A 25,470-nucleotide genomic window follows, 5' to 3' on the forward strand; every position below is an offset into this window, starting at 1 on the left:
GAGCAGCGGGAAAAGAGAACAAATATGGAAAATCCATAAAGAAACCGCGTCGATCAGCACCGGATCGAAATTGAGGCTGGAAAGGCGGCACCGCCTTGTCTAAGGACTCTGCCGAAACACCGCCGCAGGAGGGGAGCGTCCATGGCCAAGATTACCTATATCGAGCATAACGGGACAGAACATGTCGTTGAGGTCGCCAACGGGCTGACCGTGATGGAAGGCGCACGCGACAACAACATTCCCGGCATCGAAGCCGATTGCGGCGGTGCCTGCGCCTGTTCCACCTGTCATGTCTATGTCGATCCGGCCTGGGTCGAGAAAGTGCCTGCAAAGGACGACATGGAAGAGGACATGCTTGATTTCGCCTATGAGCCCGACCCGGCTCGCTCGCGCCTGACCTGCCAGATCAAGGTCACCGACGCGCTGGACGGTCTGGTAGTGCAGATGCCCGAAAAACAGATCTGATGGCGCACAAAGCGCCGCGACGACCGCTGCGCCTGTGGCAAGACCGATCGCGCGGCACGCTGATAGCTCTGAGCCTGTGGCTGGCGGCGCTCGGGAGCGGTGGAGAGGTCCGTGCCCATGACCAAAACGTAGCAACAGATGAGATTGTCGGCGCGCGCTATATCGGGCCGACCCGCCACTACGCGCACGCAGTACTTGGGGACGATATCGAGTATTCCGGCTTGCTGGTCGAACGCTCGGCAAGCGATCCATACCTGATTGGGTTCAGTGAGGGCGGCCGCGTCTTCGAAGACCTCGCACCGCGCCTTTGGGACGTCACCGGCGATGGGGCACCCGAAGTGGTCGTGATCGAAACCGACCCGGCACAGGGCGCGCAACTCGCCATTTATGGACTCGATGGCAACGCGGTTCGAAAAATCGCCGCAACGCCCCATATCGGCACCCCATTCCGCTGGCTTGCCCCTGTCGGCGCAGCTGATCTGGATGGCGACGGCCATATCGAGATCGCGTATATCGACCGCCCGCATCTGGCCAAAACCCTGCGCATTTGGCGCTACAGTGACGGTGCATTCAGCGAAGTCGCTGCGATACCCGGCCTCACCAATCACCGCATCGGTCAGGATTTCATCTCCGGCGGTTTGCGCGATTGTGGGAACGGGCCCGAGTTGATCCTGGCCAGCGGCGACTGGTCCCGGGTTGTTGCCCTGTCCTATCGCGAGACCTGGATCGAAACCGACCTTGGCCCTTTCACGGGGCCAGAGAGCCTCACCTCCGCTCTGGCCTGCTGACCTTGGTCCAGACAGAAATACCCCGGGGGTGAATTGGCCGCAGGCCAAGAGGGGCACAGCCCCTCATCCAAATAAACAGAGACGGGCGCTAGCCCGGCAATTGGATCAAACCCGGCCTATAGCGCCCGCCAGCCGATATCGCGGCGGAAATAACCGTCCTGCCAATCCACACGATCTGCCATCTCATAGGCCCGGCGATGCGCTTCGCTCAGCGTCTCTCCCCGTGCTGTCACGTTGAGAACGCGCCCACCTGAGGCCAGCACCGCCCCGCCCTCAGCCTTTGTCCCGGCATGGAACACGATATGGCTGCTGTCTTCGGGCAGATCGTCCAGTCCACCGATCTCGGTTCCCTTGCGATAGGCACCCGGATAGCCCTGTGCCGCCATCACCACGGTCATGGCGTGATCGTCCGCCCAGTTCACCTGCATCTCGCCCAGACGCCCCTCGGCGGCGGCATGCATCAGGTCCATCGCCTGCGCGCCCAACCGCATCATCAGCACCTGACATTCCGGATCGCCAAAGCGCACATTGTATTCCACCAGCCGCGGCTGACCGTCCTTGATCATCAGCCCGACATAGAGCACGCCTTGAAACGGCATGCCGCGCTTTGCCATCTCAGCGATGGTGGGCCGGACGATCAGGTCCATCGCCCGCGCCTCGACCTCGGGGCTCAACACCGGCGCGGGGGAATAGGCCCCCATACCGCCCGTATTCGGCCCCGTGTCGCCCTCACCAATGCGCTTGTGATCCTGCGCCGTGCCGACCGACAGGATGTCACTGCCATCACAGAGCACGAAGAGCGAGGCTTCCTCGCCCTCCATAAACTCCTCGATTACGACCTCGGCCCCGGCGCTGCCAAAGGCACCGCCCAGCATGTCATCCACAGCCTCCAGCGCGGCATCGACATCCATCGCCACGATCACGCCCTTGCCCGCAGCCAGACCGTCGGCCTTGACCACGATGGGTGCGCCCTGCGCGCGGATATAGGCCTTGGCCGGTTCAACCTCGGTGAAGCGCGCATACCCGGCTGTGGGCGCACCAGCCGCGTCGCAAATCTCCTTGGTGAAACTTTTGGAAGCTTCCAGCCGCGCCGCCGCTGCTGAGGGGCCAAAGACCAGCACGCCCGCCTCGCGCAACCGGTCGGCGACGCCAGCGGCCAAGGGCGCTTCGGGGCCGACGATGACGAACTCCACCGCGTTTTCTTCGCAAAACCGCGCCACCGCGCCGCCATCCATGATGTCGAGATCGGCGCATTCGGCGATCTGCGCAATGCCCGCATTACCCGGCGCCACGATCAGCTTGTCGCATTTGGGGTTCTGCATCACCGCCCAGGCCAGGCTGTGTTCGCGCCCGCCGCCGCCGAGGATGAGGATATTCATGAAATGCGCTCCGATCTGCTTGGCCCTGCTGTCGCGGCGTTCTAAGCTGGCCAGAGCAGTGACACAAGACCAACAGGCGCGCGCAATGTCCGACCTTCTCGACGACCCGCTTCCCGGCCAGAACATGCCCGAATTCACCGTCTCGGAAATCTCGGGCGAGGTGAAACGCACGCTGGAGGGCACGTTTGGCCGCATCCGCGTGCGCGGCGAGGTGGGTCGCGTGTTCAAGGCGCGATCCGGGCATCTCTATTATGACGTGAAAGACGACCGCAACGTGCTGGCATGCACCACCTGGAAGGGCCAGATCGCTGGGCTGTCCGTGGTGCCCGAGGAAGGGCTGGAGGTGGTTGTCACGGGCCGCCTGACTGCCTTTGGGGCGCAGTCGAAATACAACATGAATGTCGATGAGGTGGCCGTCGCGGGACAGGGCGCGCTGATGGCGCTGCTGGAAAAACGCAAGAAGCAGCTTGAGGCCGAAGGGCTGTTCGCGCCCGAGCGCAAGCGGCCCCTGCCCTATCTGCCGCAGATCATCGGTGTGGTCACTTCGCCCTCGGGCGCGGTGATCCGCGACATCCTGCACCGGCTGCGGGACCGATTCCCGCGCAAGGTGCTGATCTGGCCGGTCGCCGTGCAGGGCAATGCCTGCGCCGCCGAAGTGACTCGTGCCATCGATGGCTTCAACCGGCTGACCCCCGGCGGCGCACTGCCGCGACCCGACCTGATCATTGTGGCTCGTGGCGGCGGCTCCATTGAAGACCTCTGGGGCTTCAACGAAGAAAGCGTGGCGCGCGCGGCGGCGGCCTCGGAGATCCCGCTGATCTCGGCAGTGGGGCATGAGACCGACACAACCCTGATCGACTATGTCTCGGATCAGCGCGCACCCACGCCGACCGCTGCTGCTGAACTGGCGGTCCCCGTGCGGCTGGACCTGCTGGCCTGGACCGGCGAGCAAGGCGCGCGCCTGAGCCGGGCCGCCAGCGACGCGGTGCAGCGCCGCGCGCAAAGGCTGGCCGATCTGGCCCGCGCCCTGCCCCGCCCCGACACGCTGCTGGACGGCCCGCGCCAGCGGCTGGACCAAAGCACCGAGCGTTTGCCCAACGCGCTGATTCGGGGCGTGCAGAACCGGCGGGTGAAACTGCTGGACATCTCCGCCCATCTGCGCCCCGCCACCCTGCGCGGCATTGTCGAGACCCGCCGGGACCGCTGGACCAACCTGTCCTCGCGCCTCTCGACCCGCCCCATCCGGCGCGAGATCGCAACGCAAACCGACCATTTGCAGCGGTTAGCCGAGCGGCTGAACGCCGCACAGTCCCTGCGCATCGACCGGCTGCGCCAGCAGCTCAACGCCACGGACCGGCTGCGCGAGACGCTCAGCTACAAGGCCACGCTGGAGCGCGGCTATGCCGTCGTGCGGGCCGAGGGCAGCGTCGTGACGCGCAAGACACAGGCCGAGAAACATGCCATCCTTCAGATCGAATTCGCGGATGGTGAGATCGACATTGGCGGCGCAACCACAAAACCGAAAACGAAAAAGCCCCAAGACCCGCCGCCCTCACAGGGGTCATTGTTCTGAGCCGATGCTGACCATCTGGGGCCGCAAGACGTCATCGAATGTGCAGGCCCTGATGTGGTGTGTGGGCGAGTTGGACCTACCCTATCAGCGTCACGATGTCGGCCATCGTTTTGGCGGCCTCGACACGGAGGCTTTCGCGGCACTCAACCCGAACCGGACCATCCCGGTGTTACAGGATGGCGAGGCCGCCCCGATCTGGGAAACCGGGGCGATCCTGCGCTATCTGGCCGCCCGGTATGGCGATGATGCGTTCTGGCCTGCCGATCCGGTGCAACGCGCCGAGATCGACAAATGGGCCGAATGGGCAAAGCTCAATATCGCCATGGGGTTCACCGTTCCGATCTTTTGGCATGTCGTGCGAACCGCGCCGGATCAGCGGGACGCCAAGGCCATCAGGCACGCGATCGAGTCTCTGGAACAGAATTTGATCATCGCCGAGGCCCAGCTTGCCGCGCAGCCGTTTCTGGCGGGACAGACATTCTCTCTGGCCGATATCCAACTCGGCCATATTCTGTTCCGCTATTATGATATCGATATAGACCGCCGCGCCCTGCCCGCCCTCAGCGCGTATTACGACAGGATGACGCAGCGACCGGCCTATCAGGAGCATGTCATGATTTCTTATGAGGAGTTGCGCGTGGTCTGATCGCGATCGGTCTCAGACCCCCACATCCGACCCGTAACACAGCATCTCTTCGCCGATATCCTCGGCTTCATAGAGTTCCGTGGCCTCCGGGTTGTTCTCGAACCGGGCGATCAGGCCTTGCGGGCCCTGGCTGAAGCTCCAGCATTGCGGGTCCAGCCGGTCTTCATAGAGAAAGCAGATCTGGCTGTCCTCGCGCTCATACCAGATGCCTTTCTTGCAATCGCCATCCAGGAACGACCAGATCACCCGACGGTCGGGCAGATAGCGCTCGACCCCATAGGCCTGCCCTTGCTGCCCGTAAAACAGGGTCTTACCCTTCGTGTAGCGGTCGAACTCTTCCCCGGACATGGCGGTCTGGCCAAAGGCCGGAAGGCTGACGAAACAGGCGAGAATCAGAAACAGGCGCATCATGGCCCGATCTTTGCAGATCAGAGGAAGGCCCGCCACTCACAGGATGGTGCAGCACCGATTTGCGCGGCTTCCCGTTCGGTCCAGCGCGCGTGACCCTTTGCAACCCGGCACGATCCGCATTAGGTGAGGGAAAACCAAAGCAAGGACCCGGCCGCATGGCGTTATTCTCAAAGCTCAAGGACCGCCTGTTCAAATCCTCCTCCAAGCTGGAAGAGGGGCTGGACGCGATCGTCGAGGATGGCGGCGAGGTCGACACCACGCCCGAGCCGGTTGCACCCCCGCCACCGCCTGCGCCCAAACCTGCCCCCGAGGCCGCCGCCCCGGTCCCGCCCGCCCCGGCCAAGGCTCCGCCGCCGCCGCCCGAACCCGCCCCGAAACCAACAGAGCCCGCCAAGCCGGGCCTGCTGGGCCGCCTGTTCAAAAAGGCGGATGACACCCCCGTTATTCGTCGCACGCTGGATGATGACATGCTGGAGCAGCTCGAAGAGCTGCTCATCGCCTCGGATATGGGCGTCGACACCGCACTGCGGGTAACCGCCAACATGGCGGAGGGCCGCTTTGGCAAGAAGCTCTCGACCGAAGAGATCAAGCAATTGCTGGCGCAGGAAGTGGCCCGGGTGATGGACCCTGTGGCGCGGCCGATGCCGCTTTATCCCAAACGTCCGCAAGTGGTGCTGGTGGTGGGGGTCAACGGCTCTGGCAAAACCACCACGATCGGCAAGCTGGCCAGCCAGTTCAAAGCCGCCGGCAAGAAGGTGGTGATCGCGGCGGGCGACACGTTCCGCGCCGCTGCTGTCGAGCAGTTGCAGGTCTGGGGCGAGCGGGCCGGTGTGCCGGTGCTGACCGCGCCCGAAGGTTCTGACCCCGCCAGCCTTGCCTTTGACGCGATGACCCGCGCGCAGGCGGATGGCGCCGATCTGTTGATGATCGACACTGCCGGGCGGCTGCAGAATCGCGCCGACCTGATGGAGGAGCTGGCCAAGATCGTGCGCGTCATCCGCAAGAAGGATGAGAGCGCCCCGCATAACACGCTGCTGGTGCTGGATGCCACCACCGGCCAGAACGCGCTGCGGCAGGTGGAAACGTTCCGGGCGATCTCCGATGTCTCGGGGCTGGTCATGACAAAGCTCGACGGCACTGCCAAGGGCGGCGTTCTGGTGGCGCTGGCCGACAAGTTCGGCCTGCCGATCCACGCCATCGGGGTGGGCGAGCAAATCGACGACCTCGCGCCCTTCGACCCCGAAGAATTTGCCGCCGCGCTGACCGGGCTCGATGCCTGAGTTCTCGACCGCGCCGCCCAGCATCGCCGAATTCCGGGCATTGAGGGACGCGGCGGGCCTGGGAAGCTTTTCTATCGCCGCCACTGAGATTGCGCTGGCCAACACGCTGCATGGCGTTTGGCTGCGCGAGCGCGATACGCTTATCGGCATGGCGCGGCTCATCGGCGATGGTGGCTGTTTCGCGCAGGTGACCGATGTCACGGTGCATCCCCGGTTTCAGGGTCGCGGACATGGTGGCACGATCATGCGGCGGCTGATGACCTGGGCGCATGAACATTTGCCGCCTGACTGCTATATCAGCCTGATTGCCGATCCCGGGGCCGAGCGGCTTTACGCGTCAGCCGGTTTCTCGCCGCGCACGGGAATGGCCCGCACCGCCGGATGAGCGACTGGCTGATCTCCCTCGAAGGCACCGAAGCGGGCCATGATCTGGCACTGGGGCTGGCGCTGATGGCTGCCTTCCTGCATGCGGTCTTTGGCGCGCTGCAAAAGGGCCGTCATGATCCCTGGCTGTCGCGCGGGGCAATCGATGCCTCCTACATGCTGATGGCCGCCCCCTTCGCGCTTTTCGTGGTGCCCTGGCCCGAGCCGCATATGTGGCCGATCTTCGCCACCGTCTGGGTCATTCATATGGGCTACAAGCTGCTGCAGGCGCAGGCCTATACCAAGGGCTCTTACACTGTCGTCTACCCGGTAGTGCGCGGCACCGGGCCGCTTTTCACTGTGATCGGGGCCTATCTGCTGTTCGGAGAGGTCTTTACCGCGACGCAATGGCTTGGCGTTGCCGTGCTGCTGGCCGGGATTTTCGGCCTTGCGATCTACAACCTGCTGCGTCTTGAAGCCAACCGCGAAACCCTGCCGACCGCTCTGGCGCTGGCTTTTGCCACCGGCCTCTTCGTGGCGCTCTACACCACCTATGATGCTTATGGCATCCGGGCCACCGCCGATCCGTTCACCTTTCTGGCCTGGTTTTTCATGATCGACGGGATGGCAATGCCTGTCATCGCCTGGTTGCGCTGGCGTAGTATGATCGACCGACCCACCCCCGGCCCGCTGATGCTGCGCGGGGTGGCCGGTGGCCTGACCGCATTCATGTCCTTCGGGGCGATCATGCTGGCCACAAGGCTTGACAAGGTGGGCGAAGCGGCGGTGCTGCGCGAAACCTCGACCGTGTTTGCCGCCCTGATCGGCTGGCTGGTGCTGAAAGAAACGGTCGGGCCGCGCCGCATTGCGCTGATGAGCTTGATCGCGCTGGGAGCCGTGATAGTTGAGATGGGCGGATAACGGAGCAAGACGCAACATGACGCAAACCAAAGACATCAACCCGATCCTGAAACAGGTGCTGGAACTGGGCCCGACCCTGGCCTTTTTCTTTATCTATCTGCGCATCAAGGACGACGTCTTTGTCATTGGCGGCACGGAATATTCCGGCTTCATCATCTCGGCGCTGATCTTTGTGCCGATCCTGTTGGTGGCGATGGGCATCCTGTGGATGCTCACCGGCAAGCTGAGCCGCTTGCAGATTTTCACCGCCTTCATCGTGATCTTTTTTGGCGGGCTCACGGCCTATTTCAACGACAAGCGATTCTTCATGATGAAGACCACGCTTGTTTACGGCACGTTCTGTGTGCTGCTGGGCGTCGGGCTGCTGCGCGGCAAGTCTTATCTGGCCTATATCCTGAACGATATGCTTCCGATGGAGCAGGAAGGCTGGATGATCCTGACGCGCCGCCTCTGCGGCTGTTTTGCGGTGCTGGCAGCCGCCAACGAATATGTCTGGCGCACCATGTCGGAAGAAGCCTGGGTCAAGATCGAGACCTTCGGTTTCCCGCTGGCGCTGATGGCGTTCCTGATGATGCAGTTCTCGCTGTTGCAACGGTTCCTTATCGAAACAGAAAGCGATAACGCCAGCAAATCCGAAGACTGACTGTTTCCGTCGCTCAGCACAGTTGAGTTTTGCGCGATTGCCCCTTAGACCGGTGGGCAAGGGAGGATCTGCGCATGGTTTCACTGCCCGAAGCGGGTTTTCTGGCCGAGGCATCCGATCGCCTCAAGACGATGCTGGAAGAAGAGGCGATCGAGGCGCGCCTTGGTGCAGGTGATGTGCTGTTTCAGCACGGCGATACCGGCGATGCGCTCTATGTCATTCTGCAAGGCATGATGGAGGTTTCGATCCTCTCTCAGAACGGTCGCAAGCTGTCGATGGACCTGATGGGCCCGGGCTCGGTCTTTGGCGAGATCGCGCTGTTCGACCCCGGTGAGCGCACCGCAACGATCACCGCAACCCAACCCTGCCGTGTGCTCAAGGTGCAGAATGCCGACGTCATGCGCCAGGTCCGGCGCGACCCGGAACTGGCGGTTGATCTGACAAGGCTGGCCGGGCAGCGGATGCGCTGGATCAACATGCAATTGCACGAGCAGGTCTTCCTGACCGTTCCAACCCGGTTGGCGCGTAAATTGCTGCATTTGGCCCAGTTGCAAAGCGAGGATTGCAGCTCTGTCAGCCTCAGCCAGAGCGAGTTGGCCGAATATGTAGGCGCCACCCGCGAAGCGGTGTCAAAGACGATCTCGGTCTGGAAAAAACAGGGCATCATCGAAGCGACGCGGGGCGGGTTGGAAATCCTTGATATCGACACGATGGAAGATCTGGCCGATCCCGAGCAGATCTGAAACTTTCAAAAAATCACGATTAAGACTCCGGGTGGGAAAAAGTTCACAGACCCCCGCACCTATACCGTGTGACCTTGACTTTGGTTACCCGGCGGACCGGATACGATCCCAGTCGCTCGGTACGTCCGAGTACCAAACCCTAGAGCCATGCGCCCCCGCGCATGGCTCGCTTCTTTTGAGATCAGCTTCGCGGATCACAGCCACTCCTGCGCAACGAAAAACGGCCGGGCAATGCCGGCCGTTTTGCAGATATTTCAGTTGGTTCAGCCTTCCAGGTTCAACGCCACAAAGCGCGGCTCGCCATTGCGGCGGACCAGCAGCAGCAGCGACTTGCGCCCCGCTTCCTTGGCCTCCTCGATGCGGGCATCCAGATCGGCGAGCGAGGTCACCTTTTGCTGGCCCGCCTCGGTGATCACGTCGCCCGCGCGCAGGCCCTTTTCGAACGCTTCCGAGGTTTCATCGACATTGGTCACCGCCAGCCCGGTCTCATCTTCACCGACGCCCAGTTCCGAGCGCAGATCGTCATTGAGCACCTGAAGCGTCAGACCCAGCACATCCTTCTCGCTAACGCTGGGCGCGCCGTCCTCGGTGGTTTCCTCTTCGGTTTCCTCGCGCTCTGCATCTTCGCGACGGCCCAGCGTGACCAGAACCGTCTGGGTGCCGCCATCACGATAGACCACCACTCGCACCGCCTTGCCGACTGTGGTTTCACCGACCTGCCGTACGAGCCCGCGCGTATCGTCCACCTCGACCCCGTCAAAGCTGAGGATCACGTCCCCGGCCAACAACCCGGCATCCTTCGCGGGACCATCCGGCACATCGGTGATCAGCGCGCCCTTGGCTTCATCCAGCCCCATCGCCTCGGCCACATCTTCGGTCACGTCCTGAATGCGCACGCCAAGCCAGCCGCGGCGGGTTTCGCCGAACTCGCGCAGCTGATCGACCACCTTGGTGACCACGTTCGAGGCCATCGAGAACCCGATGCCGATCGAGCCGCCATTGGGGCTGAGGATCGCGGTATTCACGCCCACAACCTCACCATCCATGTTGAAAAGCGGCCCGCCCGAGTTGCCCCGGTTGATCGCCGCATCGGTCTGGATGTAGTCGTCATAGCTGCCACTCAGCGCGCGATTGCGGGCCGATACGATCCCGGCAGAGACAGAAAAGCCCTGCCCCAGCGGGTTGCCCATGGCAATCACCCAATCGCCAACCTTGGCGGTGTCGCTATTGCCGAATTTCACGAATTTCAACGGGCTCTCGGCCTCGACCTTAAGAAGCGCGATATCGGTTTTGGGATCGGTGCCCACGACGGTTGCTTTCAGCTCTTCCGGCTGGCCGTTGCCGGGGAAGAACTCGATCACGATCTCGTCAGCGCCTTCGATCACATGGTTGTTGGTGACGATATAGCCATCCTCGGAGATCACGAAGCCAGAGCCAAGCGCGGAGGATCGGCGTGGCCGGGGCGTGCCGTTTTCGCCGTCATTGTTGCGGTCCTGAAACTCGCGGAAGAAATCCTCGAAAGGTGAGCCCTCGGGCACGATCCCCTGCGGACCGGTGCGCCCCTCGACCAGGGTCGAGGTGGTGATATTGACAACCGAAGGGCTGATCCGTTCGGCCAATGGCGCCAGGCTTTCGGGCCGCGCCTGCGCAATCAGCGTCTGCGCCAGCACGAACAGCACGCTCAGAAGCGCCATCCACATCAGGCGGCTCCTTGTGATCATGCTGCTTTTGTCGAGTGATACGGTACGGGCCTCGGCCTTCACGGGCGCTCTCCTTGTCCTCACGCACTTTCCCCCTCCGGTCGCGAAACCGGTGGCTTGGGCAGTAATGTAGTCAGTTTGTGCCGACCCGCAATGTATGATCGCGCGGTTTTCATCTGATGCGACGAACTCAGCCGAAACCAAGCTGATATGCGCCCCAGACAAGGATCAGCCCCAGGACCATGGACAGGATGCCCACCTGCCGCCGCCCCGCCTCGGGCAAGGTGCGCAGCATTTCCAGCATCCGTTCAACAAGGGACGGGGCCAGAGCATAGACCAGCCCCTCGACGATCAGCACCAGCCCGAGGGCCATCAGAATCATGGTCATCCGCATACCTCATCCAGAAGAAACGGTTGAATTGTGCCGGTTGATGACCGGTTTGCCCCATCCAAAAGAAAAAGGGCCAACCCGTGGGTCGGCCCTGTGTTCTTCTGCTGCGGCGACCCGGTCACTGACCAGCGCCATTGGGGGATTTCAGGTAGTTGAAGAAATCCGAATCCGGGCTGAGCACCATCGAACTGTTGCCGCCCTGGATCGCACGGCCATAGGCGGTGAGCGAGCGGTAGAATTCGAAGAATTCCGGGTCCGCGCCATAAGCTTCGGCAAAGATCAGGTTTCGTTCGGCATCCGCCTCACCGCGAATGATCTCGGCCTCACGGCCTGCCTCGGACACAAGCTCAACCACGGTCCGATCAGCCTGGGCGCGCACGCGCTGCGCCGCCTCGTTACCGCGGGCGCGTTCATCAGTCGCTTCCCGCTCACGTTCGGCGCGCATCCGGTCGAAGGTGGCCTCAAGGTTCTGGGTCGGCAGGTCGGTGGCCTTCAGACGCACGTCAATCACCTCGACACCCAGCGCGCGGGCTTCGGCAATCGCGGCGTTACGGATTCGCAGCATCAGTGCGGCACGGTCCGAACTCAGGATATCCTTGGAGCTGACCGAACCCAGCACCGCGCGGGTTTCGGCACGCAGGATGCTGTCCAGGCGATTTTCGGCGGTGGCAATGCCGCCGACCCCAACCGCTTGCCGGAATTGTTCGACATCGGTGATGCGATAGCGTGAGAAGGCATCCACCACCAGACGGCGGTCATCAAGCGGTGTGACCTCAAGGGGCTGCACATCGATCGACAGGATGCGGTCGTCATAGCGCACAACTTCCTGAATGAGCGGGATTTTGAAGGCCAGGCCCGGCTCTTCTTTCACCGCTGCGACGCGACCAAATTGCAGCACCAGCGCCTTCTGTCGCTCGTCCACGATGAAGATCGACGACAGGCCTATTACCGCTGCGATCACCAGAATCGGAATGAGAAAGGTTGTTTTCCGCATCAGTTCGCCCCCTGCTCGGTCTGGTTGCGACGCAGTTCATTGAGCGGCAGATAGGGAACAACCCCCTGCCCGCCACCAGCGCCCTGCTCGTCCAGAATAATCTTGTCCACGTCTCCCAGAACCTGCTCCATCCGTTCCAGATACAGACGTTTGCGCGTTACTTCGGGCGCTTTGACATATTCTTGAAGGACCGCGCTGAAACGGCTGGCTTCACCTTGTGCTTCGTTGATCTGCTGGGCGCGATAGCCTTCGGCCTCCTCCAGCAACTGCGCGGCTTCACCGCGCGCCTCGGCCAGAACCCGGTTGGCATAGGCGTCTGCCACGTTCTGCAGCCGGTCACGCTCCTGCGCGGCGGCCTGAACGTCGCGGAAGGCGTCGATCACCGAGGGCGGCGGGTCGGCCTTGTCAAAGTTCACGCGGATGATGTTCACCCCGCTGCCATAGCTGTCGAGCGTCAGCTGGATCAGGTCCTGCAGCTGTTCAGAAATGATACCGCGGTCGCGGTTCAGGATCGGCGCCAGATCGGATTGCGCGATGATCTCGCGCATGGCCGATTCCGACACGGCCTGAATCGTCTGGCGCGGGTCGCGCAGATTGAACAGGTAGTTGGCCGGATCGTTGATATTCCAGACCACCTGATAATCGATATCAACCACGTTTTCGTCACCGGTCAGCATCAGACCGTCATTGCCGCCACGGGCACCGCCCATCGCTTCGGTCCGTTCACTGGTAACCGGGATCACCTCGGCGGTCACAAACGGCCAGGGGGCAAAGTTCAGGCCGGGATTGCCGATGCCCGAAAACTCGCCCAGGAACAGTTCAACCGACTGCTCTTCGGGCTTCACCGTATAAAAGCTGGCAAAAAGCCAGACGCCAATCGCGGCTACGATGCCCAGACCGATCGTGCCTTTCGAAAAAGCCGGGCCACCGTTTCCGCCGGTGCCACCACCGCGCCGGTTGTCGCCGCGACCGCCCATCAGGACGCGCAGCTGCTCTTGGCCCTTCTTCATCAACTCGTCGATCTCGGGGATCTGCGGGCTATCGCCTTCGGGCGGCTTCTGCCCGCTGCCATTGTTTCCCCGGTTTCCTCCGCCGCCTGAAGAGCCTCCGCCCCCCCAGGGGCCACCGCTGTTGCCCGCCATATGAGTTCAATCCTCGTCTGTTGTGCCGCGTCTTTGCGGCGTCAGTCATAACCTGTGTGCGCGCCCGTGCAAATCAAGCGCTGCGCACAGGCGTTCGCATGGTTACCAGTTCTTCGGCCATAACGGGGTGTACTGCAACCGTACGGTCGAAATCTTCCTTGGTTGCCCCCATTTTCACGGCGATCCCGGCCAGTTGAATCATCTCGCCCGCGCCGGGCGCGACAATATGACAGCCCAGCACCTTACGGGTCGCCTTGGAGATGATCAGTTTCATCAGCACCCGCGCGGTCTGGCCTGCAAAAGCCGATTGCATCGGTTTGAACGAAGTGGCGTAGATCTCGACCGGTTCCTGCTCGGCAGCCTCTTCTTCGCTGAGACCCACTGTGCCCATTTCCGGCTGGGTGAAGATGGCCGTCGGGATCAGCTCGTGATCGACCGGTGTGGGTTTGCCCCGGAACACCGTATCGACAAAGGCCATCCCCTCGCGGATCGCCACCGGGGTCAGGTTGACCCTGTCGGTTACATCGCCAATCGCATAGATTGAGGGAACCCCGGTCTGGCTATATTCATCAACAATGATCTGACCCTTGCGGCCCAGTTCGACGCCTAGAGCTTCCAGTCCCAGATCATTGGTATTGGGCGCGCGACCCGTGGCATACATGACCACGTCAAAGAGGTTTTCGTCGCCATTGGTGGCCTTGACCCGGATCTGATCGCCTTCCTTGCGCATCTCAAGCACGTTGGTGCCCAGATGCAGGCCGATCCCGTTCTGGCACATCTCTTCGCTGACCAGCCCGCGCGCCTCGTCATCAAAACCCCGCAGGATCTGTGCGCCACGGTAATACTGCGTCACATCGACGCCCAGCCCGTTCATGATGCCCGCAAATTCGCAGGCGATATAGCCGCCGCCGACGATCAGCATCTTGCCGGGCAGTTTGGGCAGGTGGAACACCTCGTTCGAGGTGATGGCCAGTTCCGAGCCGGGAAAGTCCGGCACCACGGGGCGGCCGCCGGTGGCGATTAGGATATGCTTGGCGGTCTTGCGGGTGCCATCGGCCAGTTCCACCGTATGCGGATCGACCAGTCTGGCACGCTGATCGAAGCTTTCGACGCCATTGTTCTTGAGGATATTGCGATAGATGCCTTCCAGACGATCCAGTTCTGCGGCAAGTTTGCCGTGGAACATGTCCCACTCGAATCCGCCCTGGCTGACATCCCAGCCATAGGCGCGCGCCTCGTTGATCATCTCGGGGTATTCGCTGGCAAAAACCATCAGCTTTTTGGGCACACAGCCCCGGATCACGCAAGTGCCGCCATAGCGATCCTCTTCCGCCAGCGCCACCTTGGCCCCGGTCTCGCCCGCGGCCACACGCGCCGCCCGCACGCCGCCCGAGCCGCCGCCGATGACAAAGAGGTCGTAATCAAAGCTCATGGTCCTGCCTCATCCTTGGTTCCGCAAGGGGTGTATCTTATCCCGCGCCACTGTCCAGCCCGTTCCCGGCCTTGATCTGCTCCCGCCAGGGCCTGTCCAGATCGGGCCAGTAGTGGCGCAGCGTTGCAATAAATTGCTCAGATATGTCCGAGGGCATTGATTTCAATGGCACTGCAGAACGCCTTAGTTTCCCGTTTTTCTTGTAGATAATCGTGTTCTTGAAAGAGCGTCCAAAACGCCCTTCGAAGACCTGAACAGCCTCTACTTTTTCCCATTTCAAATGAAAGGGTTTTCCGGTTCCGGTGCGCACATCTATTCCGGAGACACCAACTGCTGCCTTCACATCAGTGAACTTTCTCGCACTTAAGTATTCCCCGACGGCCCAAGCGAGCGCGACAATGCCACCAACAAACAAAAATGCGTTGGGATCGACCAACAGGCTGTGAGCCAGCAACCAAATCCCCACAACAAGTAGAAAGGTACCATCCAAAATTCTCAGACCCCGCCTTAGATTAAGGCGAAATTGGCTTTCTCTGAAAACCAAACTGGGTTCTTCGCTCATCCTCAATCCGCGATATCGCTGAACAGGTTTTCGTTCTCTTCAAGGTCCAGCCGGTCATGTTCCACCGTGCCTTCATTGATGTCGCGCAGCTCGACCCGGCCATCGCCATAGCCCACCACGACGATATCGCAGATATCGATGAACAAGCCGTTTTCCACGATGCCGGGTACCTGATTGAGAGCCAGCGCCATCTGGCGCGGGTTGCCGATGCGGCCAAGATGCAAATCGAGGATGTGATTGCCCTCATCGGTCACAAACGGCGCGCTGCTATTCATCCGCAGGCTGGACTTGCGGCCCAGAACATCCATCGAGACTAGCATCTCTTCGATCAGAGCTTGCGTGGTCTGCCAGCCAAAGGGGATCACCTCGACCGGCAGCGGGAAAGCGCCCAGCGCCTCGACCTCTTTGCCGACATCGGCGATCACCACCATCTGATCCGAGGCGGTTGCCACGATCTTTTCCTGCAACAGCGCGCCGCCACCGCCCTTGATCAAATTCTGCTCGCCATCGAATTCGTCAGCACCATCAATGGTCAGGTCCAGCCAACGCGCCTCATCCAGCGAGGTGACCTCGATACCGACCTCACGGGCCAGTTCCGCCGTGCGGGTCGAGGTGGGGACGCCGCGAAATCTCAGGCCCTGATCGCGCACCTTCTCGCCCAGGCAACGCACCAGCCATGCGGCGGTCGAGCCGGTGCCCAGCCCCACGCGCATCCCGTCCTCGACCAGATCAGCGGCGCGCTTTGCGGCAACGAACTTGGCTTTTTCGATGGGTGACAATTCTCCGATCATGGTTGCATCCCCTGAGTGATCCCAAGGGATTTATAGGCAAGTCCCCCACCGCTTGCGAGAGGGATTCGGCGGCCCTGACCTGCGAGCTGTGGCAGGGCGCGCAACTTGTCCTGCGTGGGTGAGGTGTCGTGGCCCGGTCTACTCCGACCCAGGTCAGCGCGTGGCCGAAAAATTTTGCGTGTTTCCTATCGGAAACGTCGGAAACGGTGTATGGGGAATCACCCAAAGCCCCTAGAAGCCGATCATGACCGAAACACTGCGCCTCCATTACGCCCCCGACAACGCCTCGCTGGTGATCCGGCTGGTGCTGGAAGAGATGGGCCTGCCCTATGAAAGCGTGCTGATCGACCGATCGGTCCGCGAGCAGGACGGCGCCGCCTATCGCAAGCTCAACCCCAACGGGCTGATCCCGGTACTGGAGACGCCGCAGGGGCCAATCTTTGAGACGGCGGCGATCCTGCTCTGGCTCGCCGACACATATGGTCAGATGGCACCTGCGGTGAATGATCCTGAGCGCGGGCCATTCCTGAAATGGTTGTTCTTTGCCTCCAATACCCTGCATGCAGACCTGCGCATCCTGTTCTATCCATATGTCTATATCGACCCCGAACAGGCCGAGACCTTGCGCGCAGGTATCCGACCCCGCCTGCACCGTCATCTGCAGTTGCTGGACAGTCAGGCGGCGGCAGCGCCGAGTTGGCTCAGCCCGGACAGCCCCTCGGTCTTGACCTATTATCTGGCCTGTATGCTGCGCTGGATGGCGATTTATCCCTCAGATGGCGACCAGAGCTGGTTTCGCCTGACCGACACGCCCTATCTGCAACGCATGCTCGGCGCGCTTGAGGCGCGCGATGCCACCCAAGCGGCAATCACCGCCGAAGGGCTGGGGGCTACTCCGTTTACCTCACCCACCCATCCCACTCCGCCGGAAGGGAGCGCGACCTGAATGTTTCTTTCGATCTTCGACATGTTCAAAGTGGGCGTCGGCCCATCCTCGTCCCACACGATGGGACCGATGGTGGCGGCCGCCCGGTTTCTGGACCTGATGCGGGCCTCTCCGTTCGAGTTTCACGGAGTGCGCGGATCGCTGCACGGTTCACTGGCCTTTACCGGCGTGGGTCATGCCACCGATCGCGCCACCATCCTGGGCTTGGCCGGATTCAGCCCCGACAGCTATGACCATGACAAGGCCGAGGCGGAGCTGGCGCGGATCAACGCGGACAAAACCGTGCAGCCAGACAGCTTGCCGAAGCTGCGCTTTGATCCGAAACAAGATCTGATCTTCGATTATGACCAGCCCCTGCCCGGCCACGCCAATGGCATGGTGCTGATGGCCACGGATGCGCAGGGCGACGTGATCCTGCGGCAGGTCTATTACTCGATCGGTGGTGGTTTCGTACTGACCGAAGAGGAACTGGCCAACGGCAAGGCCACCGAAGAGGGCGCACCGGTCCCCTACCCGTTCAAATCCGCCGCCGAGATGCTGGAGATGGCAAGCGCCTCCGGCAAGAGCATCGCCGCAATGAAACGCGGCAACGAGGTCGCGCGCGGCTGTGAAATGTCGTTGAAGACGGGCACTGCGCGGATCTGGGACGTGATGAATGCCTGTATCGAACGCGGGTTGCACACCGATGGTATCCTGCCCGGCGGTCTCAGCGTGCGCCGCCGCGCCAAGGGCATCCATGATGCCCTGCAGGCCGAACGTGGCATGAACCTGACCGCGCCGCATACGATCAACGACTGGATGAGCGTCTATGCGATGGCGGTGAACGAGGAAAACGCCGCAGGCGGTCAGGTGGTCACCGCGCCCACCAATGGCGCGGCGGGCGTGCTGCCTGCGGTGCTGCGCTATTATCTCGACCACGTGCCGGGTGCCGCGCCCAGCCATGTCGAGGATTTCCTGCTGACCGCCGCCGCCATTGGCGGGCTGGTGAAATACAACGCCTCGATCTCGGGCGCCGAAGCCGGGTGTCAGGCCGAGGTGGGCAGCGCCTCGGCCATGGCCGCCGCCGGTCTGTGCTCGGTGATGGGTGGCACGCCGGAACAGGTGGAGAACGCCGCCGAGATCGCGTTGGAGCACCATCTGGGCATGACCTGTGATCCGATCAAAGGGCTGGTTCAGGTGCCCTGTATCGAACGCAACGGGCTCGGGGCCATCAAGGCGGTCAGTGCCGCCTCGCTGGCGCTGCGCGGAGATGGCAAGCATCTGGTGCCGCTGGATGCGGTGATCGAGACCATGCGCCAGACCGGGCAGGACATGCATGAGAAATACAAGGAAACTTCGCTGGGCGGTCTGGCAGTGAACGTGCCGAACTGCTGAGCGCGGCGCCGCTTTCTCGGAAAGAAAGCGGTCCGAAATCTTTGTAAGATTTCGGCGCGGACATTGCCAATTGCGCGACAGACTCGCTGCCGGACTTGGTAATCTTGTCCCGGCTTTAGCCCTGCCAACATCAATTTTGACCATGCAGACCTCGTCGGTGGGGGACTCCCTGGCAGAGCCGCGGGGGTTTCGTCTTTCCCCTTGTCGAGCGACCGGTTAGCGTCGCGCCATGACACAGGATCGCCCGGTTCTTGGCATCACGTTGATGCTTGGCTTTTGCGTGCTCGCTCCGATGGGCGATGCGATCGCAAAGCTATTGTCCGAGAGTCTGCCGATCAGTCAGCTGGTCTTGGTCCGCTTTGTCGTTCAGGCAATCATTCTGGTGCCAATCGTCTGGCTGACCCGGCGGCCCTGGCGCATGCGCAGGCGTTTCTGGGTGCTGGCGGCCTTGCGCACGCTGCTGCATATCCTGGGGATAAGTGCGATGTTCACCGCTCTGAAATTCCTGCCACTGGCAGATGCCGTTGCCATCGCCTTTGTGATGCCTTTCATCATGCTGCTTCTGGGCAAGCTCTTTCTGCACGAGGAGGTCGGCAGGCGGCGCCTGATCGCCTGCAGCGTCGGGTTTGCGGGTACCCTGATGGTGGTGCAGCCCAGCTTTGTCGCCGTTGGCTGGAACGCACTCTGGCCACTGGCTGTCGCGGTGATTTTTGCCTTTTTCATGCTGGTGACCCGGCAATTGGCGAAAGACACCGATCCGATCTCGCTGCAAGCCGTGTCGGGCGTGATGGCGACGCTGGTCATGGTTCCAGCGCTGCTGCTGGGAGATGCCATCGGTCTGCATGATCTGACAGTGACCTTCCCTGAGCAGTGGGAGGTCTGGCTGCTGCTCTCAATCGGCATTCTGGGCACGATTGCGCATCTGCTGATGACGTGGTCGCTGCGCTTTGCGCCCTCGGCCACGCTGGCACCGATGCAGTATCTGGAGATCCCCATGGCCACCCTGATCGGCTGGCTGATCTTCCGGGACCTGCCAAATGGTTTGTCAAGCCTTGGTATCGCAATCACCGTCGGCGCGGGGCTCTATGTCATCCTGCGCGAGCGGGCCATCGCGCGCGATCCGGGGCTAGAAACGCCTGCCTGACCTGCTCGAATGCGGCGCGCGGTACCATCACGATCATACCCGGATCATCGAAGCGCAAATGCACCGGGCCAGTGACCTCGTTCGAGGTTCCGACCGGCCCGTCAGGTGCAAATGCGATCCCGTCAATGGGCCAGCGCAACCCGTCAGAGCGCCCCATTACCGGCGCCAATGGAAACAGTGACAGTGTGGCACCCGGATCCAGCGGCAGCCGGATCTCGGGCGGGGCATGGAAGATCACTTCGCGCGCCCCGATCAGAATGCAAGGCGATGTTTTCCGCCTGACCAAAGTGTTTAGGACGGCAAGTTGATGGTCCACGCGACCGCCCAGAAACCCGGCAGCCTGAACAAGGGGGGCCGAGATATGGCGCAGCGCCTTGTCGAAATCGGTGCTGTCCTGTTCACGTATCGGAAACAGGCGATCGGCGGGGAGTCGCGCCTCTGTTTCCGCGTCCAGCGAATCGAAATCACCGATCACCGCATCCGGTAAATGCCCGTGATCAAGCGCCGCCCGCGCCCCGCCATCCGCCGCGACAAGCGCCGTGCTGTCCGTGCGCGCCAGATCGATATCGCTCGCATCAATCTGTCCGCCACCAATCAAGGCAACCACGCCCTGTCGGGAAACAATATCTGTTTTTTTGCCCATATTGTTTCCCAAATTGGAAGTTGGCCACATTCTGGCCACGAAATGATACTTTCATTTGCACAGATTCGGGCCGAAATTGACGCTACGCCGATGGTAAACGGGTAGCCACAAGTATGTGGAGGGCGAGCAACCCATGGTACAGAATAACAAAGTCTTGACGGTCTCTTACGGAACCTTCTCCTGCACGCTGGAAGGGTTCGACGACTCGTTTGACACCATGAAGGCCATCGCGGAGTATTTCCGCGATCTTGCCTCGGATGACCGTTATTTCGGGGCCGAACCTCCGCAGCCTGACGCCGAAATGCTTGCCCGTATTGCCCAACGCGAAGTCTCGCGCCAGGTCGAGGCACGAACCGAACAGCAACATATCGTCCTGCGTGCGGCCGAAACCGAAACGGCACCTGTCGCCCCGGCAGCGCACTCCGAAGCCCCACCGCAGGTGGTAGCCACACCAGCGCCGCAGCCGGAACTCGTTGCCCCGCCTGCCGCTGCGCATACAGCGCCCGAGCCGACGCGGCCCGAGACTGCCGCGCCTGCGCCGAACGAAAACACTGCCCCTGCGACACCCGCAACACCACCGCAGCCCGAAGAGCAGCCCATCCCCGTTGCGGAACCTGTCGCGCACGGCGAAATCGTCCCCGCCGCAGACAGCATCGCCGCCAAGCTCAAGCGCATTCGCGAGGTTGTCTCGAACGCGGATGAGCAGACCGCCAGCCTGAGCTATTCCGAAGACGAACACGCCGAAGACACCACCCCCAAGGCTGTGGCCAAAGAAGCGGCTGCGAATCTTTCAGAAGCCTTCGAAGAGGACACATCGTCGGTAGAAGCCTTCATGTCGCAGAGCGTCGAGACGGCAGGGTCCGACTATGAGGAAGAGGTCGAGGAGCCCGCCGCGCTGAAACCCGCCAACGTCAAGGCGCTGTTTGATGATGCGGAAGACGACGCCGAGGATGACAACGCGCTGTTCGGGGATCTGGATGACGAGGATGGCGACGACTTTGCGGTCGAGGACGACCTGCCGAACATCCTGATGGGCAATGACGGCCCGGAAAAGGTCGATTCTGCTCCGGTCCATGTTCTGAGGGCCAGCACTGAAATGTCCGAGGCGCAGACCGGTGCCGCGTCAGGCGGACCCGACTTTGCCTCCGCTCTCTCACCCGATGATGAGGCCGACCTGCTGCGTGAGCTGACCGCAGTTGAGGCCGAGTTGAAGGCCGCTGCCGGGGAACCCGCCGAGGACGAAGACGAAACACTGACCGACGCCATCGCCCCGCGCGATGAGGCCCCCGAGACGACCCCTTCCGAGCACGCAAGCCTGTCGCCGGTCACCCATGAGGGCGCTGATGACAATCTGTCGCGCCTGATGGCCGCAGCCGATGAGCGGCTGGACAATCCAGAAGCCTCGACCAGCCGGGACACGTATTCGCATCTGCGCGCCGCTGTCGCTGCCGCCGAGGCAGAGCGGTCGGAGGATGACACGTCGGACCTGTCAGATCAGACGGAAGAACCCGATCAGGTTTCCGACGATCTGAACCATGTGGTGCGCCCGCGTCGGCCGGTTGTGACGGCAAGCGCACCGCGCCCCCGCGCAACCAACGACCGCCCCGCACCGCTGAAACTGGTGGCCGAGCAACGCGTCGATCTGGCGAGCGAGACCAACAACGCTGGCCCCGTCCTGCCCCGCCGCGTCGCCAGCGTCACCGGCAACGAGAATGACGGGGAAAACAGCGGTTTCGCAGAATATGCCTCGGAAAACGGCGCCGTTTCGCTGCCTGATCTGCTTGAGGCCGCCGCTGCCTATATGTCCTTTGTCGAAGGCCGCGAGCAGTTTTCGCGCCCGCAACTGATGAACAAGGTGCGCCAGCTCGACAATCAGGAATTCAACCGCGAGGACGGTCTGCGCTCGTTCGGCCAATTGCTGCGCGACGGCAAGATCGAGAAAACCAGCGGCGGTCACTTCACCGCTTCAGGCGAGATAGGGTTCCGCCCGGACAATCGCGCCGCAGGCTGAACGCCTCTTTCATAACTGATTGAAAACGGGCCATTGCGGCCCGTTTTTTATGCGCGGCCGCCACCTGCTGATGCAATTATGCCGCACCTGCAAAGTCGCCTCTTGCCGCATCGCAGCATGCCCCCCATCTAAACCCGGCAACCTCGTCAGACAGATCCCTTATCAGAGGTAGAAGTCGATGCCGGATACAACGATACGTCAATTGCGATCCTTCGATCAGCACCAGATTGAGAATCATTTTCAGAGACTTAACACCGAAAACCTGATTTCCCGTTTCAGCGGAGAAGTCTCCCACAAACATGTGCAGACATATGTGTCCAAGATTCTGAGCAATGACGCCTATGTCTATGGCGCGTTTCCCGACGGCGAATTGCGCGGTCTTGGCGAATTGCGCCGGATTGCGGATAGTTCACCTGTCGCCTACGAGGCAGCCCTGACGGTTGAGCCGGACTGGCAGCATCGCGGGGTCGGAGATGCCCTGCTATCGCGACTGATTACTGCCGCGCGCAACCGCGGCATCCGGGAACTGCATATGCTCTGTCTGGCCAGCAATCAGAGAATGCAGAGCCTAGCGCGCAAACACGAAGCGGAGCTCAGGACCATGCCGGGGCAGGTCGAGGCCACCCTCACCACACCCTGGCCGTCACCGCTTTCGCTGACCGAGGAGATTGCCGGAGAATGTGATGCCCTTGTCCGAGCGATCCTGCACTGGCCTGCGCAAAGTAAGGATTTTACTTCCAAACCAAAGGCTTGAATTCAAAACTTGAACGCGACCGCCACGTAGGGGCCGGTCAGGGTCAGGTCCACGACGTCGCTGCCGCGCTCGAAATCCACCTTCAGGTGGCGGTATCCGCCAGCCAGATCGACGCGGTCGGTCCAGGCCCAGTTCAGTTCGGCCAGTGCTTCCCACTGGAAATGCGAGCCGACATCGAAGCCGCCGATATTGGCCATCCCGGTCACGCGCAGCCGGTCGTTGATCCGCTGGCTGTAGCGCGCGCCGATCAGCGGGTCGGTCCAGTTGACATCGGCGGATGCGGTGCGGCCCGCCACCGTTGTCTCGATATCCAGATCCCAGTTCCGGACCGCCGCCAGCGCCTCGATGCGGGTGTTTCCGTAATCGTAAAATGCATAGGCTGCGCCCAGCGTCGCCATGGTGCCTTTCAAATCCCAACTGGCGAAATTGTCAAAGCCCGCCACCGCAACATCGTCTCCGAGATTGAGATAATTGAACTCACCGCCGATCGACCACCGCCCCTTGCGCGCCTCACCCGCGATCAGAAAGGCGCCGTCGAGGATATCAAAAATCGAGGTGCTGCCATTCACCGGCGGGTTCGGGCCGATATTCAGCGAGGTCTCTAAGTCCGGCCCCCAGATATAGGGCGTGACGCGATAATCCCAACGCTCGGCATGGGCGGCACTCCCCAGAGAAACCGCCGCCAGCACACCCGCAACGATCAGACTGCCTGGTTTCATCCTTTGGCCCCGCCACTTTCTCAACGCGCGTGACACGCGGTGTTTGTGTTGAGAGCAGGCTGGCACAGACATCACCCCCGGGCAATCGGGGCTTTTACTTATTCCTGCTGTCGGGGTCTTCCTGCCCCACCCCGCGAAAGATGAACTTGAAGGGCAGCGCCCAAAGCAGGCCGAGCCCGACATAGATCACCAACTCCAGCCAGAGCGGCGGGCGGTCCAGAAGGTTCAGAACCGTCACCACCGCAACGATATAGATCGGCAGACCCAGCAGCAGGATCACCAGCGCCCAGCGCCGCCTTGCCTTGTAGCTCAGCGCCATCAGTCGGCAAACGGGTCGGTCACCAGAATGGTGTCGTCCCGCTCCGGGCTGGTGGACAGAAGCGCCACCGGGCAGTCGATCAACTCCTCGACCCGGCGCACATATTTGATGGCGTTGGCGGGCAGATCGGCCCAGCTGCGCGCGCCCTCGGTGGATTCGCTCCAGCCCGGCATCTCTTCGTATATCGGGGTGCAGCGGGCCTGGGCGTCGGCGGCTGTAGGCAGGTAATCCACACGCTCGCCATCCAGCTCATAGCCAGTGCAGATCTTCAGAGTTTCGAACCCGTCCAGAACATCCAGCTTCGTCAGCGAAATGCCGTTGACGCCGCTGGTCGCGCAGGTCTGGCGCACCAGACAGGCATCAAACCAACCGCAGCGGCGTTTGCGCCCGGTGGTGGTGCCGAACTCATGGCCGCGCTCGCCCAGCCGTTGACCATCGCCATCATGCAACTCGCTTGGGAACGGGCCCTCACCTACCCGGGTGGTATAGGCCTTGACGATGCCGAGCACGAAATCGATCGAGCCGGGGCCGATGCCCACACCGGTCGCCGCCTGCCCCGCGATCACGTTGGAAGAGGTCACAAAAGGATAGGTGCCGAAATCGATATCCAACAGCGCGCCCTGCGCCCCTTCAAACAGGATTCGCTTACCGGCCTTGCGCTTTTCGTTCAGCACCTTCCAGACCGGTGCAGAGAAGGGCAGGATTTCGGCTGCGATCTCTTTGAGTTGAGCAATCAGCGAGTCGCGATCGACCGGATCGATCCCGAGGCCTTTGCGCAACGGATCATGGTGCTGGAGCGCCCGGTCAACCCGCGCCTCAAGCGTTGCAGCATCGGCCAGATCGGCCACCCGGACCGAACGGCGCCCCACCTTGTCCTCGTAGGCCGGGCCGATACCGCGACCGGTGGTGCCGATCTTGGTGCCCTTGCTGGCGGCTTCCTCGCGGGCGCGATCAAGCTCGCCGTGAATGGGCAGGATCAGCGGCGTGTTCTCGGCGATCATGAGGGTATCGGGCGTGATGTCGACACCCTGGGCGCGGATCGTGGCGATCTCTTTCATCAGATGCCAGGGGTCCAGCACCACGCCATTGCCGATCACACTCAGCTTGCCGCCGCGCACCACACCCGAGGGCAGCGCGTGCAGCTTGTAGACCGCACCGTCGATGACCAGCGTATGACCGGCATTGTGCCCGCCCTGAAACCGCGCGATCACGTCAGCGCGCTCGCTGAGCCAATCCACGATCTTGCCTTTACCTTCGTCACCCCATTGGGCGCCGACAACCACGACATTGGCCATTGCAGGTCCTTTACTGCGAAGAATGAAAACCCGCGCCGGTA

General features: G+C 61.9%; 27 protein-coding genes. 14 read left to right on the forward strand and 13 right to left on the reverse strand.

Annotated elements, in window-relative coordinates; all coding sequences use genetic code 11:
* Positions 1–141: 141 nt before the first annotated feature.
* Both Q5Y75_RS06125 and Q5Y75_RS06130 read left to right on the forward strand, forming a co-directional pair.
* Complete coding sequence (locus tag Q5Y75_RS06125; RefSeq protein WP_306195333.1) at positions 142–465, forward strand: 2Fe-2S iron-sulfur cluster-binding protein; 324 nt, start codon at positions 142–144, stop codon at positions 463–465.
* Positions 465–1,253 carry an FG-GAP repeat domain-containing protein gene (locus Q5Y75_RS06130; protein WP_306195335.1) on the forward strand — a complete coding sequence of 263 codons (789 nt, stop codon included), beginning with the start codon at positions 465–467 and terminating at the stop codon, positions 1,251–1,253. Before Q5Y75_RS06125 ends, Q5Y75_RS06130 begins: the two co-directional genes overlap by 1 nt.
* Positions 1,254–1,369: 116 nt before the next feature.
* Here Q5Y75_RS06130 and purD read toward each other — a convergent pair whose 3' ends face one another.
* Entirely contained in the window at positions 1,370–2,632 is a 1,263-nt protein-coding gene (gene purD, locus Q5Y75_RS06135; RefSeq protein ID WP_306195337.1) for a phosphoribosylamine--glycine ligase, read from the reverse strand.
* 85 nt (positions 2,633–2,717) lie between these two features.
* Here purD and xseA point away from each other — a divergent pair, with 85 nt between their 5' ends.
* Both xseA and Q5Y75_RS06145 read left to right on the forward strand, forming a co-directional pair.
* Positions 2,718–4,205 carry an exodeoxyribonuclease VII large subunit gene (gene xseA / locus Q5Y75_RS06140; RefSeq protein WP_306195339.1) on the forward strand — a complete coding sequence of 496 codons (1,488 nt, stop codon included), beginning with the start codon at positions 2,718–2,720 and terminating at the stop codon, positions 4,203–4,205.
* Between the two features lie 4 nt (positions 4,206–4,209).
* Positions 4,210–4,851: a glutathione S-transferase family protein gene (locus Q5Y75_RS06145; RefSeq protein ID WP_306195341.1), complete on the forward strand. Its 642-nt coding sequence runs from the start codon at positions 4,210–4,212 to the stop codon at positions 4,849–4,851.
* 12 nt (positions 4,852–4,863) lie between these two features.
* Here the strand turns inward: Q5Y75_RS06145 and Q5Y75_RS06150 are convergent, their stop codons facing one another.
* Complete coding sequence (locus tag Q5Y75_RS06150) at positions 4,864–5,259, reverse strand: hypothetical protein (RefSeq protein ID WP_306195708.1); 396 nt, start codon at positions 5,257–5,259, stop codon at positions 4,864–4,866.
* A gap of 158 nt (positions 5,260–5,417) precedes the next feature.
* Between Q5Y75_RS06150 and ftsY the strand changes: the two genes are divergently transcribed.
* The 5 genes from ftsY (at position 5,418) to Q5Y75_RS06175 (ending at position 9,212) form a co-directional block, all read left to right on the forward strand.
* On the forward strand, positions 5,418–6,542 hold the full coding sequence (gene ftsY, locus Q5Y75_RS06155; protein WP_306195343.1) for a signal recognition particle-docking protein FtsY: 1,125 nt from the start codon (positions 5,418–5,420) through the stop codon (positions 6,540–6,542).
* Positions 6,535–6,927, forward strand: coding sequence for a GNAT family N-acetyltransferase (locus Q5Y75_RS06160; protein WP_306195345.1), 393 nt, complete (start codon positions 6,535–6,537; stop codon positions 6,925–6,927). The genes ftsY and Q5Y75_RS06160 overlap by 8 nt, the downstream gene beginning before the upstream one ends.
* Positions 6,924–7,826 carry an EamA family transporter gene (locus tag Q5Y75_RS06165; RefSeq protein WP_306195347.1) on the forward strand — a complete coding sequence of 301 codons (903 nt, stop codon included), beginning with the start codon at positions 6,924–6,926 and terminating at the stop codon, positions 7,824–7,826. The genes Q5Y75_RS06160 and Q5Y75_RS06165 overlap by 4 nt, the downstream gene beginning before the upstream one ends.
* Before the next feature lie 16 nt (positions 7,827–7,842).
* Complete coding sequence (locus tag Q5Y75_RS06170) at positions 7,843–8,469, forward strand: inner membrane-spanning protein YciB (protein WP_306195349.1); 627 nt, start codon at positions 7,843–7,845, stop codon at positions 8,467–8,469.
* Positions 8,470–8,543: 74 nt separating this feature from the next.
* Positions 8,544–9,212 carry a Crp/Fnr family transcriptional regulator gene (locus Q5Y75_RS06175; RefSeq protein ID WP_306195351.1) on the forward strand — a complete coding sequence of 223 codons (669 nt, stop codon included), beginning with the start codon at positions 8,544–8,546 and terminating at the stop codon, positions 9,210–9,212.
* Between the two features lie 263 nt (positions 9,213–9,475).
* Here Q5Y75_RS06175 and Q5Y75_RS06180 read toward each other — a convergent pair whose 3' ends face one another.
* The 7 genes from Q5Y75_RS06180 to rpiA form a co-directional block, all read right to left on the reverse strand.
* On the reverse strand, positions 9,476–10,933 hold the full coding sequence (locus Q5Y75_RS06180; RefSeq protein ID WP_306195710.1) for a Do family serine endopeptidase: 1,458 nt from the start codon (positions 10,931–10,933) through the stop codon (positions 9,476–9,478).
* Between the two features lie 169 nt (positions 10,934–11,102).
* Positions 11,103–11,300: a DUF2065 domain-containing protein gene (locus tag Q5Y75_RS06185; protein WP_306195353.1), complete on the reverse strand. Its 198-nt coding sequence runs from the start codon at positions 11,298–11,300 to the stop codon at positions 11,103–11,105.
* Between the two features lie 121 nt (positions 11,301–11,421).
* Positions 11,422–12,297 (reverse strand): protease modulator HflC, encoded by an 876-nt coding sequence (hflC, locus tag Q5Y75_RS06190; RefSeq protein WP_306195355.1) that lies wholly within the window; start codon positions 12,295–12,297, stop codon positions 11,422–11,424.
* Positions 12,297–13,439, reverse strand: a complete 1,143-nt coding sequence (hflK, locus tag Q5Y75_RS06195) for an FtsH protease activity modulator HflK (RefSeq protein ID WP_306195357.1) — start codon at positions 13,437–13,439, stop codon at positions 12,297–12,299. The genes hflC and hflK overlap by 1 nt, the downstream gene beginning before the upstream one ends.
* A 73-nt stretch (positions 13,440–13,512) precedes the next feature.
* Positions 13,513–14,871, reverse strand: a complete 1,359-nt coding sequence (gene gor, locus Q5Y75_RS06200; protein WP_306195359.1) for a glutathione-disulfide reductase — start codon at positions 14,869–14,871, stop codon at positions 13,513–13,515.
* 37 nt (positions 14,872–14,908) lie between these two features.
* A complete protein-coding gene (locus Q5Y75_RS06205) occupies positions 14,909–15,433 on the reverse strand; it encodes a hypothetical protein (RefSeq protein ID WP_306195361.1) in 525 nt (174 codons plus the stop codon).
* A gap of 2 nt (positions 15,434–15,435) precedes the next feature.
* A complete protein-coding gene (rpiA, locus tag Q5Y75_RS06210) occupies positions 15,436–16,224 on the reverse strand; it encodes a ribose-5-phosphate isomerase RpiA (RefSeq protein WP_306195363.1) in 789 nt (262 codons plus the stop codon).
* A gap of 244 nt (positions 16,225–16,468) precedes the next feature.
* Between rpiA and Q5Y75_RS06215 the strand changes: the two genes are divergently transcribed.
* From Q5Y75_RS06215 to Q5Y75_RS06225, 3 genes are all read left to right on the forward strand, one after another.
* A complete protein-coding gene (locus Q5Y75_RS06215) occupies positions 16,469–17,170 on the forward strand; it encodes a glutathione S-transferase family protein (RefSeq protein ID WP_306195365.1) in 702 nt (233 codons plus the stop codon).
* Entirely contained in the window at positions 17,171–18,544 is a 1,374-nt protein-coding gene (locus tag Q5Y75_RS06220) for an L-serine ammonia-lyase (RefSeq protein WP_306195366.1), read from the forward strand. It abuts the gene before it with no gap.
* Between the two features lie 229 nt (positions 18,545–18,773).
* The gene (locus Q5Y75_RS06225; RefSeq protein WP_306195368.1) at positions 18,774–19,688 is read left to right on the forward strand and encodes a DMT family transporter; all 915 of its coding nucleotides are present in this window, start codon (positions 18,774–18,776) and stop codon (positions 19,686–19,688) included.
* On the opposite strand, the gene Q5Y75_RS06230 is transcribed toward Q5Y75_RS06225, so the two are convergent.
* The gene (locus Q5Y75_RS06230; protein ID WP_306195369.1) at positions 19,633–20,331 is read right to left on the reverse strand and encodes a thiamine diphosphokinase; all 699 of its coding nucleotides are present in this window, start codon (positions 20,329–20,331) and stop codon (positions 19,633–19,635) included. The genes Q5Y75_RS06225 and Q5Y75_RS06230 overlap by 56 nt on opposite strands.
* Positions 20,332–20,464: 133 nt before the next feature.
* On the opposite strand from Q5Y75_RS06230, the gene Q5Y75_RS06235 reads away from it, so the two are divergent.
* Both Q5Y75_RS06235 and Q5Y75_RS06240 read left to right on the forward strand, forming a co-directional pair.
* Complete coding sequence (locus tag Q5Y75_RS06235; RefSeq protein ID WP_306195371.1) at positions 20,465–22,342, forward strand: hypothetical protein; 1,878 nt, start codon at positions 20,465–20,467, stop codon at positions 22,340–22,342.
* A gap of 178 nt (positions 22,343–22,520) precedes the next feature.
* Entirely contained in the window at positions 22,521–23,096 is a 576-nt protein-coding gene (locus Q5Y75_RS06240; protein ID WP_306195372.1) for a GNAT family N-acetyltransferase, read from the forward strand.
* Positions 23,097–23,098: 2 nt separating this feature from the next.
* Here Q5Y75_RS06240 and Q5Y75_RS06245 read toward each other — a convergent pair whose 3' ends face one another.
* From Q5Y75_RS06245 to Q5Y75_RS06255, 3 genes are all read right to left on the reverse strand, one after another.
* Entirely contained in the window at positions 23,099–23,815 is a 717-nt protein-coding gene (locus Q5Y75_RS06245) for a porin family protein (RefSeq protein WP_306195374.1), read from the reverse strand.
* Between the two features lie 94 nt (positions 23,816–23,909).
* Positions 23,910–24,134 carry a DUF2842 domain-containing protein gene (locus Q5Y75_RS06250; protein WP_306195376.1) on the reverse strand — a complete coding sequence of 75 codons (225 nt, stop codon included), beginning with the start codon at positions 24,132–24,134 and terminating at the stop codon, positions 23,910–23,912.
* Positions 24,134–25,429 carry an adenylosuccinate synthase gene (locus Q5Y75_RS06255; RefSeq protein ID WP_306195378.1) on the reverse strand — a complete coding sequence of 432 codons (1,296 nt, stop codon included), beginning with the start codon at positions 25,427–25,429 and terminating at the stop codon, positions 24,134–24,136. Before Q5Y75_RS06255 ends, Q5Y75_RS06250 begins: the two co-directional genes overlap by 1 nt.
* Between the last annotated feature and the right edge of the window lie 41 nt (positions 25,430–25,470).

This window comes from Ruegeria discodermiae (assembly GCF_030758345.1).
Classification (GTDB): Bacteria; Pseudomonadota; Alphaproteobacteria; order Rhodobacterales; family Rhodobacteraceae; genus Ruegeria_C.